A 15,172-nucleotide genomic window follows, 5' to 3' on the forward strand; every position below is an offset into this window, starting at 1 on the left:
GGACGGCGCCCTGCGCTCCGGCCGGGCCCGGGGCGCCGGCCGGGCCCGGGTGCCGGGGCGTCTCGCCCCGTCGACTCCCTCGTCCGCCTTGTGGCTGCACGTACCGGTCCCCGCTCCCTGATCCCGACTCGTCGACGCGGCCCTCGGCACGAACGCGCCCTGCGGTGTGAGTCGTCGCGCCTTCCGACCGACACTCACCGTAGTCACCACCGCATCATGTGCGGTGGGCAGTTGACAAACTCGTGCGGACGGCATCGCGCTCTGGTATGAGGCGTCGTACGACAGACCGATAACCGTTCAGCACATGGGATCGGGAGTGGGTAACAAGTGATCAATGCTGGTCACAAGTGACCTCGGAGGAGTCCGCGAACCCGAACGGGGTCCAGCGGCACGGCACCGCGCCGATACGCCGCCCAGCCGCCTCGGGGCCGACGAGGCACGGCTCCCGGCAGCCGTCGACCCTCTCTCCACTTCGGCCAGAACATTACTCTCCGTAGCGAAAGGGTCGACGGGTTTCGATGGCGGTCCAGGTCGTCGTGGACCGGACGGGACGTGGCTTCCCCCCGGTCCACGGGATGCGCCGAGGGAGGGAATCGGTGCCATCACGGCACTGATTCATCCGACGTATAGTCGCCCTCCAGGGGATGAGGAGGTCACCGTGCCGGTCACCGACGAGGCGATCGAGAAGATCAAGGCAATGATCGTGGACGGCGAGCTGCGCCCGGGTGAGAGGCTGCCCAAGGAGGCGGATCTGGCCGAGCGGCTGGGGCTGTCGCGCAACTCCCTGCGCGAGGCGGTCAAGGCTCTCTCACTGATCCGGGTGCTCGACGTACGTCAGGGCGACGGGACGTATGTGACCAGTCTGGAGCCCGGCCTGCTGCTGGACGCGCTCGGCTTCGTCATCGACTTCCACCATGACGACACGGTGCTGGACTTCCTCGAGGTCCGCCGGATCCTGGAGCCGGCCGCCGCGGCCATGGCCGCCCGGGCCATGCCGGGCGAGGACGTCGCCGCGCTGGCGGAGGTGCTCGACCGCCTTCCGCGGGAGGCGTCACTGGACGAACTCATCGCCAACGACCTGGAGTTCCACCATCTGATCGCCTCCGGCGCCGGCAACCCGGTGCTCTGCTCGCTGATCGACGGGCTCTCCGGTCCGACCGCACGGGCGCGGGTCTGGCGCGGGCTGCCCCAGGAAGGCGCGGTGGAGCGCACGCGCGACCAGCACCGGGCGATCCACGAGGCCATCGCCGACCGGAACCCCGAGCTGGCCCGGTCCTGGATGACGGTCCACGTGGCAGGTGTCGAACAGTGGCTGCGCGGCACTCTCGGCGGGCTGCGGCCGGCGCCCTGACGGCACGTCGGCCCCTGTCCCCCCTTTCCCGCCGGAACGCCGGAACGCCGGAACGCCGGAACGCCGAGTGTCCGCGCGGCCGTCGGACGTGTCCTGACGAAGGTCCGGTGTCCCGGGCGGCCGCCTCCACCGCGGCGGGCAGTTGGTGGGGCTTGACGACGTGGTCGTACGCGAGCCCGGCCCCGGCCAGGACGGCCAGCCCGCGCCGGACGTCCGGGCGCAGCAGCCAGCGCGGGTCGGGCTCCTCCTGCCCCTGGTGGCGAATGCCCACCAGCCGGTCGCCGCCGGGCCGTTCCCGCAGCGATGCGATCGCGTCGGCGGCATCCGGTGCGGTGAGGTCGGTCCATCCGACCACACCCGCGACCAGGTCGCTGCCGGCGGCGAGTGCCAGCAGTTCGGGCGTCTCCTCGGGCACGCGGACGGTCTGCACGACGACCGTGCCGGTCACGCCCGCCGCCCGCGCCTCGGCGGCGAGATCCGCGGCCGAGCAGGAACGGGCGAGCGGCGCGAGGCCCTCGCCCGTGATCCAGGGCTGCGACCGGGTCGTGAGGTCCCAGACGTGATGGTGCGCGTCGATGATCCGCCTGCCGGTCACAGCTCCCACACCACCGGGAGTCCCGCCCCCGCGCCGTCCTCGGAGCAGTCGTGGACGACATCGGGGAGGCCGGCCGTCCGCGCCTGCCAGGCCGCGCCGGCCGGGAGGTGTTCCGGCTCGGCGAGCCGCCGGGCGTGGTCCTCGCACCGCTCCGCCGGCACAACGGCCTCCGGCCGGTAGCCGGTGCTGACGTGCATCCGTCCGCGGCGGGTCCGCTCCTGCGCGAAGTCGACGGTGTGGCCGAGCCGCTCCGGGACCGGGACCACCGCCCGGCCGGTGCCCGGGAACATGGTGTCGTTGCAGCAGGTGGAGAACAGGGCGAGGAGCATCAGTCGGTGTCCTGGGGGGTGGGCACATCGGCGGGGAGCAGCCCGCGTTCCTTGAGATCCGCCCACAGCGCGTCCGGGACTGGGCGGCCGAGCAGGGCGGCGGCGTCCTGGACCTCCGCCGCGCTGCGAGCTCCGGTGAGGACGCTGGTGACGGCGGAGGATCCGAACGGGAAGCGCAGGGCGGCGGCGCGCAGGGGTACCCCGTGCCGCTCGCAGACCGACTGGAGTTCCAGTGCCCGGGACAGCGTGTCGAGGCTCGCCGGGGCGTAGTCGAAGGTGGCCCCGGGGCGCGGGTCGGCGAGCAGACCGGAGTTGAAGACGCCTCCGACGACGACGCCGACGCCCCGCTCGGCGGCGAGCGGCAGCAGTTCGACGAGCCCGGACTGATCCAGGAGGGTGTAGCGCGGCCTACCGGTTGGGACTCGATCGGCGTTGCAAGGCACTTGAGCACGCGTGACGCCGCGTAGCCCCAGAACCGGCCGTACGAGGAGAAGGTGATGCGCTGGGCCGCCTGGTCCATGGACACCGGCTACTCCTACTCCACCGACGGACGGCAGGACTGGCCCGGCGGGTCCGGGTTCGCCGGCGCCGGTTTCCGGCCCGCCTGGTAGGTCAACCCAGGGCAGCGCGACCGGGTGAAGCCGCCGCTGGACGCCTTCTGCAACACCAACAACAACTGCGACTCCGCCAACCCGCCGGACCGCCCCGACGCGAAGTGCTACGAGAAGTACTGGTGGAACAATCCAGCACCTCAGCCGGAAGACGCTCCGGCATCCGGACCATCTCCCCCAACTCGTCCCCGACCGACGTCACCGCTCACCAGCGAGGTCGAGATCGCCCTTGCTCGACTCGGCCGCCCCCTCAGTGATCCGGGAACGGCGCCACGGACGGGCGATCGGACCGGACACCGCCCGCCACCACGGCGCGACCGGCAACCTCCCCGCCGGCTCGAACGGCTCCCCCGGCTGCGGGAACGCCACCGCCTGCCCCGCCTCCTCGGCCACGTCCTTCATCCACTCCCCCGGCTCCCCCCACGCGTGCGTCGCCAGATTGAAGGTGCCCCAGTGGATGGGCAGCAGCACACCGGCCGCCCCGCCGCCCTGCAGGTCGAGATGGGCCCGGACGCCCTCCTCGGGCGTCATGTGGATGTCGGGCCAGAAGTCCGAGTACGCGCCGACCTGGATCATCGTCGCGTCGAACGGGCCGTGGCCGGTGCCGATGTCCCGGAAGCCGTCGAAGTAGCCGGTGTCGCCGCTGTGGTAGATCCGGTGCTCCTCGCCGGCGACCACCCAGGAGGCCCAGAGGGTGTGCTGGGTGTTGCGCAGGCCCCGGCCGCAGAAGTGGCGGGCCGGGGTGGCGGTCAGGGTGAGACCGCCGACCCTCGTCGTCTCGTGCCAGTCCAGTTCGCGCAGCCGGCCCTCGGACACGCCCCAGCGCTCCAGATGCGCACCGACACCCAGGGGCACGGCGAAGAGGGTGTCGGTGCCGGCCAGTGCCCTGATCGTGGGCAGGTCCAGATGGTCGTAGTGGTCGTGGGAGATCACCACGACGTCGACCGGGCCGAGCGCGGCCAGCGGCAGGGGCGCGGGGTGCAGGCGCCTGGGCCCGGCGAAGGGGAACGGCGAACAGCGCTCACCCCACACGGGGTCGAAGAGGACCCGGTGCCCGTCGATCTCCGCGAGGACGCCGGAGTGGCCCATCCACGTCAGGCGCAGCCCCGTGGCGGGCGGGCGGGAGATGTCGGCGAGGGTGGTGGGGTACACCGGGATGTCGCCGTTCGGGGTGCGGCGGGACCGGCTGTCCTTGTCGAAGTAGACCTTCGCCAGGTCCCGCGCCGCGCCCGAGGGACGGATCCGGGCGGTGCCGCCCGGGTTCTGGAACACGCCGTCCTTGAAGTGCGGTGATCTGCGGATGCGGGCCATGCGCTCACCACTCGGGTCCGTGCCGAAGGCCACGGGCCGCAGGGCACTGAGCCCAGGGCTCGGGAAACGGGAACCGGCCACGGTACCTCCAGGAGTAGTTCAGACATCCATTATGTGCGGCCGGTCCGGCACCGTGGCGCCGGTCACGGCCGAGACCTCCGGAGCGGCTCGCGCACCATGAACACGTCCACCGGGTCCTCGGTCTCCGCGGTGAAGCCGTGCCGCTTGTACAGCCGCCGGGCCGGGCTGCCCCGCAGCACGTTCAGCCGGACGGCGGCAGCGTCGCGGTCGCACCGCTCCGGCAGGCGCCGCAGCACGCCCGAACCGATGCCACCGCCCTGATGTTCCGGGGCCAGGTAGAAGTGCTCCAGCCAGTGGCACTCCCCGGCGGGGCGCAGGGCCACGCAGCCGGCGAAGGCGTCGGCCGCCTCGATCACCCAGGTGTGGGCGGGGTCGAAGCCGTCACGCAGCCGCTGCCGCACCCGCCGGCCGTCGTAGCGCCCGAGCCGCTCCAGGTCCGCGCGCAACACCACCGCGCGCAGCTCGGCCACCGTCTCGGCGTCCGCCTGGACCGCCGGTCGCATCTCCCCATCCCGCATGGTCATCACGCTGCCTGCGGGATCTCACGCCACCGAGTCGATCCATACCTTGATGTCGTCCGGCGACAGCGTGCCCTTGGCGATCACGTGGTCACCCGAGGACTCGCCGCGCAGCCGGCGGCCGATCCACGGCACCAGGTATTCACGCGCCCACTGGACGTCGTCCCGGCGGACATCGAGGGCACCGCGGGGCGGCAGGGGCGGCCAGGGCTGCTCCGGGTCGGCGGGGACCTCCAGGCCGAGGGCCAGTCCCGCGCGGAGCGCCACCCGTGTGTGTCCCTCGGGCGACAGGTGCAGCCGGTCGGCGTCCCAGGCCCTGCGGTCCTGGACGCTCCTGAGGGACCACAGGTCGAGCACCGGGCACCCGTAGCGGTCGGCGACGGCCCGTACGTGCCCGTTGTACGTGGCGATCTTGCCGCGCAGATGCCTGAGGAGGGGCACGCCGCGGGTGTCGAACCCGGTCGTCACCATCACGGTGCCCGACACCGCCGTGAGCGCCGCGATCGCCCGTTCAAAGCGCTCGGCCACCTCGTCCGGGTCGGAGCCCGGACGGAGGATGTCGTTGCCGCCCGCACAGAACGAGACCAGATCGGGGGCGAGTTCCACGGCCATGGGCAGCTGGTCCGTCATGACCTGGTCCAGCAGCTTTCCGCGCACGGCGAGGTTGGTGTACTCGAAATCCCCTTCGGGCCGGCGGTCGGCGAGAAGCACGGCGAACCGGTCGGCCCAGCCGACGAACGCCCCGTCGGGGCCGGGGTCGCCGACGCCCTCGGTGAAGCTGTCCCCCAGCGCCACGTACGACCCGATCACTCTTCTGCTGTCACTCTTCGAATCGTCTGCCACAGCAGGTCATGATTCACCTTTTGATGTGACCTACGCGACCGTAGGAAAGGGTTGACGCGCGGTGAGATAAGCCACTGTCAAAACGTTGGTCAATTCCGGAATACGCCGAAGGCCGGACCCGGGGATCGGGGTCCGGCCTTCGGCGCGCGTGTCAGGAAGGTTCCGCGGGGCTCAGAGGGAGACGCCCTTCGAGCGGAGGTAGGAGACGGGGTCCACGTCCGAGCCGTAGTTCGGGGTGGTGCGGATCTCGAAGTGCAGGTGCGGGCCGGTCGAGTTGCCGGTGGAGCCGGAGAGGCCGACCTGCTGGCCGCCGGTCACGCTCTGGCCGGCCGAGACGGACAGCGAGGACAGGTGGGCGTACTGGGCGTAGTGGCCGTCGGCGAGCTGGATGACGACCTGGTTGCCGTACGCGCCGGCCCAGCCCGCGGACACGACCGTGCCGGAGCCGACGGCCTTCAGGGAGGTCCCGGTCGGGACGCTGAAGTCGACACCGGTGTGGTAGCCGCTGGACCACATGCTGCCGGCCACCTTGTAGGCGGTACCGACGCCGCCGCCCGGCACCGGGGAGCTGTAACCGGAGGCGGCCTGGTTCACCGTCGTCCCGGTGGAGGCCTGCGGGGACGCCTGCTCCGCGGACCGCTCGGACGACTGCTGCGCCGGCTTCTCGGCGGGCTTCGCGGCCTTCGGCGCGACAGGCTTCCCGGCCTTCGGCGCGGCGGGCTTCCCGGCCTTGGGCGAAGCGGACTTCTTCGGTGCGCTCGTGGCGGCCTTGCCGTCGACGGAGAGCTTCAGACCGGGGTGGATCAGCGACGGGTCGTCGCCGACGGCCTCGCGGTTGTCCGCGTAGAGCTGCTTCCAGCCACCGTCGACGTGCTCCGTCTCGGCGATCTTCGCGAGGTAGTCGCCGGCCTTCACGGTGTAGGTGCGGGCCCCGTCGCCCTTTTCGGCGGTGGCCTTGTGGCCGGCGACGGAAAGGGACTGAACGGCCTTTTCGGGGGCCGTCTGCGGCGTGGCGGCGGACGCGCCGGTGGCGCCGAGAAGCGGCAGGGCCAGTGCGGCGCCACCGGTTCCGGCGACGGCGATGGAGCGGGTGAAACGCTGAGTCTTGGTACGGCGGTGCTTACCCTTGGCGGGCATGACGCATTCCTCTCCGGCGCCTACGAGGTGAGCTGTCGGGTTCGGGCTGGAGATGCCCGGCCGCGATTTCACGCGACTTAACCCCTAAGCCGTTCCGGAGACCGGAACAGGCAGTCGTACCTGTGGGTCCCCCGCTCCTGCCGTACACGGGTCAGTGTGTGCGGGCTCCGGGCGGCGGCAGGATTAGGCGTCCGTCCGGATCGGTTGGGAACGTAAGCGACCCGGACGCGAAGGGACAAGCGGAGGTTTCCCGCGAACGTGCTTTTCCGTGATCCACGGGAGGAAATGACGTCACCGAGCGTCGACCGTGATTGCTGTGGGCCCGCGAATTCCCTTGCCATGCCACTGAATTACGTGAGCATGGCGACAACACATCGTCACGAATATGACGATGCTCACGCACCCCACCACCATCTCCTTTTCTATCGGGGCACGTTATACCGAAGCGGCCTAATCGGACAGAACACCTGAATCGGTCGATCACAGACGTCGTAGCCGGAACACCGAGGCATCCAGATCTCCCCGCAGACCGGTGGGCAGTCCGTGGTGCGACAGCAGGACGCCACGATGCACTTCGCCCGTTTCGCGGCATTCGTACGAAGCGGCCGGGTCGAGGCCGCGCAGCCGGAGCGCGGGGACGGGTTCCCCGAAGCGCCGCGCCTGAAGGCAGGCGAGGACGACGGTCTCGTCGCCGAGGACGTACTGCACCGCGCTCAGCCCGCCCTCCGGCGGGCGCAGCCGGTACAGGTCGCCGCGCTGTACCACGGGCCGGATCTCCTTGTAGAGCGCCACCCACTCCCGCGCCTCGGCGAGCTCTTCCCCGGTCCACCGCGCGAGATCGCCCCCGACTCCCAGGACCCCGGCCATGGCACTGACGAACCGGAAACGCAGCGAAGCGGCCTGCCCGCCCCGCATCACGTTCGGACTGTCGGTGACCCATGCGGCCATCACCCGGGCCGGGTGGAGTTGGCTGAAGCCGTACTGAATGGCGAGCCGGTCCAGCGGATCGGTGTTGTCCGAGGGCCACACCTGGTCCGTACGGGAGAGGATGCCCAGGTCGACCCTGCCGCCGCCGCCCGAGCAGGACTCGAAGGCCACGTCCGGATGCGCCGCCCGCAGCCGGTCCAGCAAGGCGTAGAGCCCGCGCACGTGGTCGGTCCACAACCGCTGCGGGTAGGGGTCGTCCGGCCAGCCGGCATCGGTGAAGCAGCGGTTGAAGTCCCATTTCACATAGTCGACCGGGGCACTGGAGAGCAGCGCGTCGAGCCGCTCCCACAGGTGCTCCCGGACGTCGTCCCGCGCGAGGTTGAGCACGAGCTGGTTGCGGAACTCCGTACGACGGCGGCCCGGCTGGAACTGCACCCAGTCGGGGTGCGCGCGGTACAGGTCGCGGTCCGGGTTGACCATCTCCGGCTCGGCCCAGATGCCGAACCGCATCCCGAGCCCGTGCACATGGTCCGCGAGCGGCTTCAGGCCGCCCGGGAAGCGGTCGGGGTGGGGCGTCCAGTCGCCGAGCCCGGCCCGGTCGCTCGTACGGGCACCGAACCATCCGTCGTCGACGACGAACAGCTCGACGCCCATCGCGGCGGCCCGCTCGGCGAGCGCCCGCTGCCGCTCCTCGGAGATGTCGAATCCGGTGGCCTCCCAGGAGTTGAACAGCACCGGCCGGTCCCGGTCCGCGTCCGGTACGACATGGGTCCGCTGGTAGGCGTGCCAGGCGCGGCTGGCACCGCCGAAGCCCTGGTCGCTCCACAGACCGGCGAAGACCGGTGTGACGTACGTCTCGTCCGTGCCCAGCATCAGCAGGCCCGAGTCGTCGTGTCCCGCACCGCCGGTGATCTGCACACGGGCATCGGGGAGTTGCGCCACCGAGATGCGCCAGGACCCCGACCAGCCGAGAGCGCAGCCGTAGACCTCGCCGCGCTCCTCGGTCGCGTCGGTGTCGAGCGCGACCCAGGGCAGGTGCTGATGGCCCGTGTGGCCGCGGCGGCTGCCGATGACCTTCTCGCCGTAGGTGAGCGGGGAGCGGGTCAGCCGGGACTCCGCGGCCCAGCGCCCGTGCACCTGGGACAGCCGCCAGTGCTCGCGGTCGGGCAGGGTCCAGGTGGCCGAGTCGGCGCGCAGCAGTTCGACCGCCGGACCCCTGTTGTGCAGCGCCGCCCAACGCTCGATCACGTCGCCGCGCAGCCGGTAGTGCAGGGTGACGGCCAGACCGCCGTCGCGGAAGCGGAGGCGGAGGCCGTCGTCGCCGGTCTCGTGTCCCTCGAAGGCCCACTCGGTGCCGCGCCGCCCGCCGCCCGCACGGACGGAAAGGGCGGGCCGGACAAACCGGGGGCCGCCCTCGGCCGGATACTCCTCGCGTCCGTCGAGGCGGGACTCGAACGGCCAGTCGTCGGGCAGTGGACGCGCGGCCAGGGCCTCCGCGTCGGCGAGTCCGATCCGCGGGCCCCAGTGCAGGTGCACCAGTTCGTCCCGGTCCGTGACATGGAGCGCGTAGCTGCAGGCCGGACCCGGCAGAAGCCACGTACGGCCGTCCTCAGAGACCTGCGTCACCGGACCTCCCACAGACCTGAACAGATGCGATCAGACACCAACATCATCGGGGGTGTGCGGCGTCCGGACAATGCCTGTGGACAACTCATTGCCCCAGGCAGGCATGTCGTATCGTCGAGTGGTGCCCGTCGACGAGCCGCGCCGACGGCGCCGAGTGGGAGGAGTCCTTCGTGACGCAACAGATCCCGTCGACCGAACCCGAACTGGCCGGGGTGCGCAACTTCCGCGACGTGGGCGGACTGCCGACCGTGGACGGCCGGCGGGTGCGGCACGGAGTGCTGTTCCGCAGCGGTCACCTCGCCCACGCGACCGCGGAGGACGCCGCCTTCCTCTCCTCGCTCGGGCTGCACACGATCTTCGACTTCCGCAACGCGGCCGACCAGAGGCTGGAGGGGGCGGACGTCGAACTGCCGGGCGTGCGGAACGTGAACCTGCCGCTCAGTGACCCGGCCGACGGCGCCGAATTCTGGAAGATGGTCCGCGACGGCGACCTGGACCAGTTGCGCTCGGTCCTCGCGGACGGCAAGGGGGCGGCCCGGATGATCAGCTCCTACCGCCTGATCATCAAGGAGCGCACCGCCGAGCACGCCCGCGTGCTGCGCTCGCTCGCCGAGGACAACGTTCCCGCGCTGATGCACTGTGCGGCAGGCAAGGACCGTGCGGGTCTGTCGGTCGCGGTGACACTGCTCGCCCTGGGCGTCGAACGGGACGCGATCGTCGACGACTACCTGAAGTCGAACGCCACGCACCGCCGCTACAAGGTGCGCCGCAGCGGAAGCTCCGCCTCGGCCTACTCGCCCGAGGTCATGGAACTGCTCAACCCCCTGTTCGACGCGCGCGCGGAGTATCTGTCGGCCGCGTTCGAGACCGTCGAGGAGACGTGGGGCGGCGTGGAGACCTATCTGGAGCGGGCGCTCGGGCTCACCACCGGAGTCCGGGAGCGGCTGCGCGAGCGCATGCTCGACTGAGGCCGGGGCCCGTCGTGCGCGTCAGGCCCCACCGTCCGGGGATCACCTCACTTCTTGGGGGCCACCTCGAACAGGAAGTAGATGAAGGCCGCGAAGAGGTGCCCCACCACCACGTAGACGAACAGCCGCACCCACAAGGCGCGGGGGATCTTCTCCTCGATGTCTTTGCCCGTCATGTCGTGTCTCCGTGGATCGGGCCCAGGCACAGCGCGGCCGTGGGACTCTGCAGCAGGGTGTGGACGAACAGCAGCTCGACCCCGTCGGGGTCGGACGCGGCGATACGGTGCGGGGTCAGCGAGTCGAAGTGCGCGCTGTCCCCCGGGGCCAGCCGGTGCAGGGTGTCCCCGAGGCGGAGCCGCAGCCGCCCCCTGAGGACGTACAGCCACTCCTCCCCGGGGTGGACGCGCACCATGTCGCCCTGGGAACCGTGCGGCACACGGACCCGCAGGGCCTGCATACCGCGCCCGGGGGCGCCGGCCGGCCAGTATGTCCAGCCGCCCGCCACCGTGGAGTCCATGTCGGCGGCGCGCACCACGGCGTGCCGGCCGGGGGCCGCCTCACCGAGCAGCTCGGAGACCGTCGTACCGTAGACGCGGGCGAGGGAGAGCAGCATCGGCAGCGAGGGCTGACGCTGCCCGGTCTCCAGCCGGGAGAGATGGGCGGGCGACAGACCCGCGTCACGGGCGGCGGCCTCCAGGGTCAGGGAGGCCCGTCGCCGCAGGGCACGCAGCTGCGGCGCGACCGCGGGGACCGCGCCGGCCGGCTCGGCCGACGGTTCGGTCTCGGAGGCCTCGGAAGCCTCGGAGGAGCTCATGCCCCTCATTGACCCAGCAATTTACCCCTGTGGCAACTTTGTTGCCTCAGAGGCAAAACGCTCACTCGCTCGCCCGCCCCGGTCAGCGGTTGGCAACCGCCTGCTTCACCAGTGTCCTGCCGAACTCCCAGATCAGTCCGCCGTCGTGCGCGTCGTCCATCACGGCGGTGAAGGCACCCACGAACCGGTCCACGTCCCCCTCGTCGATGATCAGCGGCGGAATCAGTTTGATCACCTCCATGTGGTCGCCGGACACCTGGGTGAGGATCCGGTGCCGCTGCAGCAACGGGACGACCACCATCTGCGCGAAGAGCCCCTTGCGGGCGGCCTGGAGCATGGTCCAGCGTGAGCGCAGCTTCAGCGACCGGGGCCGCCCGAACTCGATGCCGATCATCAGGCCCCGGCCGCGGACGTCGGCGAGCAGCTCGTACGTGCCGGTCAGGGCGGCCAGCCGGGTCCGCAGCAGCTCGCCGGTGCTCCGGGCCTTCGCGACGATCTGCTCGTTCTCCATGACCGACAGCACCGCGAGGCCGGCCGCCATGGCCTGAGCGTTGGCCCCGAAGCTGGCCGAGTGGACCAGCACCCGGTCCATCGACGAGTAGACCTTCTTGAAGATCCAGTCCTTGCCGATGGTCGCGCCGACCGGCACATAGCCGCCGGAGAGCGCCTTGGCCACGCACACCAGGTCCGGCTCGACCCCCTCCTCGTGCTGGTAGGCGTAGAAGTCGCCGGTTCTGCCCAGCCCGGTCTGCACCTCGTCGGCGATCAGCAGGGCCTTGTGCCGGTGCAGCAGGTCCTGCGCGGCACGCAGATAACCGGGCGGCGCCTCGTGCACGCCCTTGCCCTGGATCGGCTCGACGATCAGGGCCGCCACGTCCCCCCGGCGCAGCTCCCGCTCCAGGGCGTCGAGGTCCCCGAGCGGTACGGCCGTGTCCGGCAGCAGCGGGGCGAAGCCGTCCCGGAAGCCCGCTTCCCCGTTGACGGACAGGGAGCCGGTGGTCAGGCCGTGGAAGGCGTGCTCGCAGTACAGGACACGCGGTCGGCCGGTCACGTACCGGGCGAACTTCAGGGCGCCTTCGACCGCCTCGGTGCCGCTGTTGCCGAAGAACACCCGGTCCAGGTGAGGGCTGTGCGCGAGGAGCTTCTCGGCCAGCAGGCCGGGCAGCGGCTGGCAGTCGAAACGGGTGAGGTCGGCGAGGGAGGCGTCCAGGACGTCGTGCAGCGCCCTGCGGACCACGGGGTGATGGCGGCCCAGCCCCATCACCCCGAACCCGGCGAGCATGTCCAGATGGTCGTTGCCGTCGGCATCCCAGAAATGGGCGCCCTCCGCCCGCTCGTAGACCCTGTCGAAGCCGATGGTGTGCAGCATGCGCGGGAGCTGGTGGTTGAGGTACCGGGTGTGCAGCTCGTAGCGCTCCGCCCCGCGCTCGGCCAGCAGCGCGCCGAGGTCGAAATCCCCGGTCTCCGACGAGTCCGGCACGGACTCCGCGGTGGTCATGCCTGGTGCTCCTGTGGGTCCTGTGGCTGTTTCCCGAGCTCTTCGCCGACGGCGAGGCTCGCGCTGATCCGTCCGGCGATCTCGACGGGAGTGAGGCCGATGTCGGCGAGCACCTCACCGCGTTTGGCGTGCGCGAGGAACTGCTCCGGGACGCCGAACCGCCGTACAGGTACGTCGACCTCGGCGTCGCCCAGTGCCAGCGCCACCGCCGAACCCACCCCGGCCGCCCTGCTGTTGTCCTCGACGACGGCCACCATACGGTGCCCGGCGGCGAGCCGCGGGAGGGCCGGGTCGACCGGCTTGACCCAGCGTGGGTCCACGACCGTGCATCCGATGCCGCGCGCGCGGAGCAGTTCGGCGGCCTGGAGGCAGACCGGCGCCATTACGCCGACGGCCACCAGCAGCACCTCGGGTGCGTCCGGCCGCAGGAGCACGTCCATGCCGCCGACACGGCCCAGCGCGGGAATCGCCGGGCCCACGGACTCCTTCGGGTACCGCAGGAGGGTGGGAGCGTCGTCGACGGCGACCGCCTCGCGCAGCTGGGCGCGCAACTGGTCGGCGTCGCGCGGCGCGGCGATGCGCAGGCCGGGGACGACCTGGAGGACGGACATGTCCCACATGCCGTTGTGCGAGGGCCCGTCGACGCCGGTCACTCCGGCCCGGTCCAGGACGAAGGTCACTCCGCTGCGGTGCAGCGCCACATCCATCAGCAGCTGGTCGAAGGCGCGGTTGAGGAAGGTGGCGTAGACGGCGACGACCGGGTGCAGGCCGCCGGTCGCCAGTCCGGCCGCGGACACGACCGCGTGCTGCTCGGCGATGCCGACGTCCCACACCCGGTCCGGGAACCGCTCGGCGAAGGCACCGAGGCCCACCGGATGCAGCATGGCGGCGGTTATCGCCACCACGTTCTCGCGTTCCTCGCCGATCCGGACGATCTCCTCGCCGAAGACGGAGGTCCAGGACGGACCACCGGGCGGGGCGAGGGGCGCGCAGGTGAGGGGGTCCATCACGCCGACGGTGTGGAAGTGGTCCTCCTCGTGGGCGAGGGCGGGTTCGTAGCCGCGGCCCTTCTCGGTGAGGCAGTGGACCAGAACGGGTCCGTGGAACCGCTTGGCGCGGCGCAGCGCGGACTCCACGGCCAGGATGTCGTGGCCGTCGATCGGGCCGAGGTACTTCAGACCGAGGTCCTCGAAGAGGCCCTGCGGGGCGAAGGCGTCCTTGAAGCCCTTTTTCGCACCGTGCAACGCCTCGTAGACGGTGAGGCCGACCACGGGCGTGCGCTGGAGAACGTCCTTCCCCCAGGCCAGCACACGTTCGTAGCTGTCGGTGGTGCGCAGGGTGGCGAGATGGTTGGCGAGGCCTCCAATGGTGGGGGCGTAGGAGCGTTCGTTGTCGTTGACGACGACGATCAGCGGCCGGTCCTTGGCGGCGGCGATGTTGTTGAGCGCCTCCCAGGCCATGCCGCCGGTGAGGGCGCCGTCACCGATCACCGCGACGACATGACCCTTCTCCCCCCGCACCCGGCGGGCCTTGGCCAGCCCGTCGGCCCAGCCGAGGGCCGTGGAGGCGTGGCTGTTCTCGATGACGTCGTGCTCGGACTCCTCGCGGGAGGGATAGCCGGATAGCCCGCCCTTTCCCCGCAGTTTGGAGAAGTCCTGACGGCCGGTCAGGAGCTTGTGTACGTAGCTCTGGTGGCCGGTGTCCCACAGAATGCGGTCGACCGGCGACTCGAAGACCCGGTGCAGGGCGACGGTGAGTTCCACCACCCCGAGGTTGGGTCCGAGATGGCCGCCGGTCCTGGCGACCGCGTGCACCAGGAACTCCCGGATTTCGTCGGACAGTTCGCCGAGTTCCGCCTCGGTCAGCGCCTTCAGGTCGCGTGGTTGCCGGATGCTCTCCAAAATCGTCACGCTCGGGCCCCCTCTTCGACATTCCGTGCTGTTCAGCTCACGGTGACGGCCGGCTCCCCCGACGCAATACCGTCCTTCTCCATCTCCTCGGCGATCTTCATCGCCTCCTCGATCAGCGTCTCCACGATCTTCGACTCGGGGACGGTCTTGATGACCTCGCCCTTCACGAAGATCTGGCCCTTGCCGTTGCCGGAGGCGACACCGAGGTCGGCCTCGCGGGCCTCGCCGGGGCCGTTCACCACACAGCCCATGACAGCCACCCGCAGCGGCACCTCCATGCCCTCCAGCCCCGCGGTGACCTCCTCGGCGAGCTTGTAGACGTCGACCTGGGCACGTCCGCAGGACGGGCAGGAGACGATCTCCAGGCGCCGCTCCTTCAGTCCCAGCGACTGGAGGATCTGGATGCCGACCTTGATCTCCTCGACCGGCGGGGCCGACAGCGAGACCCGGATGGTGTCGCCGATGCCCTGGGAGAGCAGGGCACCGAAGGCGACGGCCGACTTGATGGTGCCCTGGAAGGCGGGACCAGCCTCGGTGACACCGAGGTGCAGCGGATAGTCGCACTGGGCGGCGAGCTGACGGTAGGCCTCGACCATCACGACCGGGTCGTTGTGCTTGACGGAGATCTTGATGTCCCGGAAGCCGTGCTCCTC

13 protein-coding genes, 2 pseudogenes and 1 riboswitch are annotated in these 15,172 nt (G+C 71.0%); of the genes and pseudogenes, 2 read left to right on the forward strand and 13 right to left on the reverse strand.

Annotated elements, in window-relative coordinates; all coding sequences use genetic code 11:
- The first annotated feature begins 658 nt into the window (after positions 1-658).
- Positions 659-1,351 carry a FadR/GntR family transcriptional regulator gene (locus tag ACZ5C2_RS21865; protein WP_468793364.1) on the forward strand — a complete coding sequence of 231 codons (693 nt, stop codon included), beginning with the start codon at positions 659-661 and terminating at the stop codon, positions 1,349-1,351.
- 115 nt (positions 1,352-1,466) lie between these two features.
- Here the strand turns inward: ACZ5C2_RS21865 and ACZ5C2_RS21870 are convergent.
- The 8 genes and pseudogenes from ACZ5C2_RS21870 to ACZ5C2_RS21905 all read right to left on the reverse strand — a co-directional run.
- Positions 1,467-1,946 (reverse strand): annotated as a pseudogene (locus ACZ5C2_RS21870) (amidohydrolase family protein); the annotation flags it as partial.
- Positions 1,943-2,275: a hypothetical protein gene (locus ACZ5C2_RS21875; RefSeq protein WP_468793367.1), complete on the reverse strand. Its 333-nt coding sequence runs from the start codon at positions 2,273-2,275 to the stop codon at positions 1,943-1,945. The gene ACZ5C2_RS21875 and the pseudogene ACZ5C2_RS21870, both read right to left, overlap by 4 nt.
- Positions 2,275-2,679: pseudogene (locus tag ACZ5C2_RS21880) on the reverse strand (aldo/keto reductase); the annotation flags it as partial. The gene ACZ5C2_RS21875 and the pseudogene ACZ5C2_RS21880, both read right to left, overlap by 1 nt.
- Before the next feature lie 405 nt (positions 2,680-3,084).
- The gene (locus ACZ5C2_RS21885; protein WP_468793370.1) at positions 3,085-4,278 is read right to left on the reverse strand and encodes an MBL fold metallo-hydrolase; all 1,194 of its coding nucleotides are present in this window, start codon (positions 4,276-4,278) and stop codon (positions 3,085-3,087) included.
- 62 nt (positions 4,279-4,340) lie between these two features.
- Complete coding sequence (locus ACZ5C2_RS21890; protein ID WP_468793373.1) at positions 4,341-4,796, reverse strand: GNAT family N-acetyltransferase; 456 nt, start codon at positions 4,794-4,796, stop codon at positions 4,341-4,343.
- A 24-nt stretch (positions 4,797-4,820) separates the two neighbouring features.
- Positions 4,821-5,606: an SGNH/GDSL hydrolase family protein gene (locus ACZ5C2_RS21895; protein WP_468793406.1), complete on the reverse strand. Its 786-nt coding sequence runs from the start codon at positions 5,604-5,606 to the stop codon at positions 4,821-4,823.
- A 204-nt stretch (positions 5,607-5,810) separates the two neighbouring features.
- A complete protein-coding gene (locus tag ACZ5C2_RS21900; RefSeq protein ID WP_468793376.1) occupies positions 5,811-6,776 on the reverse strand; it encodes a M23 family metallopeptidase in 966 nt (321 codons plus the stop codon).
- A gap of 2 nt (positions 6,777-6,778) precedes the next feature.
- Positions 6,779-6,943: riboswitch (cyclic di-AMP (ydaO/yuaA leader) on the reverse strand.
- A gap of 313 nt (positions 6,944-7,256) precedes the next feature.
- Positions 7,257-9,329 (reverse strand): alpha-galactosidase, encoded by a 2,073-nt coding sequence (locus ACZ5C2_RS21905; protein WP_468793380.1) that lies wholly within the window; start codon positions 9,327-9,329, stop codon positions 7,257-7,259.
- A gap of 170 nt (positions 9,330-9,499) precedes the next feature.
- On the opposite strand from ACZ5C2_RS21905, the gene ACZ5C2_RS21910 reads away from it, so the two are divergent.
- Positions 9,500-10,297, forward strand: a complete 798-nt coding sequence (locus tag ACZ5C2_RS21910; protein ID WP_468793383.1) for a tyrosine-protein phosphatase — start codon at positions 9,500-9,502, stop codon at positions 10,295-10,297.
- Between the two features lie 47 nt (positions 10,298-10,344).
- Here ACZ5C2_RS21910 and ACZ5C2_RS21915 read toward each other — a convergent pair whose 3' ends face one another.
- From ACZ5C2_RS21915 to ACZ5C2_RS21935, 5 genes are all read right to left on the reverse strand, one after another.
- On the reverse strand, positions 10,345-10,473 hold the full coding sequence (locus ACZ5C2_RS21915; protein ID WP_468793386.1) for a DUF6126 family protein: 129 nt from the start codon (positions 10,471-10,473) through the stop codon (positions 10,345-10,347).
- Positions 10,470-11,111 (reverse strand): helix-turn-helix domain-containing protein, encoded by a 642-nt coding sequence (locus tag ACZ5C2_RS21920; RefSeq protein WP_468793388.1) that lies wholly within the window; start codon positions 11,109-11,111, stop codon positions 10,470-10,472. The genes ACZ5C2_RS21915 and ACZ5C2_RS21920 overlap by 4 nt, the downstream gene beginning before the upstream one ends.
- Before the next feature lie 82 nt (positions 11,112-11,193).
- The gene (locus ACZ5C2_RS21925; protein WP_468793391.1) at positions 11,194-12,609 is read right to left on the reverse strand and encodes an aspartate aminotransferase family protein; all 1,416 of its coding nucleotides are present in this window, start codon (positions 12,607-12,609) and stop codon (positions 11,194-11,196) included.
- Positions 12,606-14,519, reverse strand: coding sequence for a 1-deoxy-D-xylulose-5-phosphate synthase (dxs, locus tag ACZ5C2_RS21930; RefSeq protein WP_468793394.1), 1,914 nt, complete (start codon positions 14,517-14,519; stop codon positions 12,606-12,608). Before dxs ends, ACZ5C2_RS21925 begins: the two co-directional genes overlap by 4 nt.
- 32 nt (positions 14,520-14,551) lie before the next feature.
- Positions 14,552-15,172 (reverse strand): flavodoxin-dependent (E)-4-hydroxy-3-methylbut-2-enyl-diphosphate synthase (locus ACZ5C2_RS21935; RefSeq protein WP_468793397.1); only part of this gene is annotated, 621 nt, incomplete at its 5' end.

The organism is Streptomyces sp. NPDC031365, from assembly GCF_055569765.1.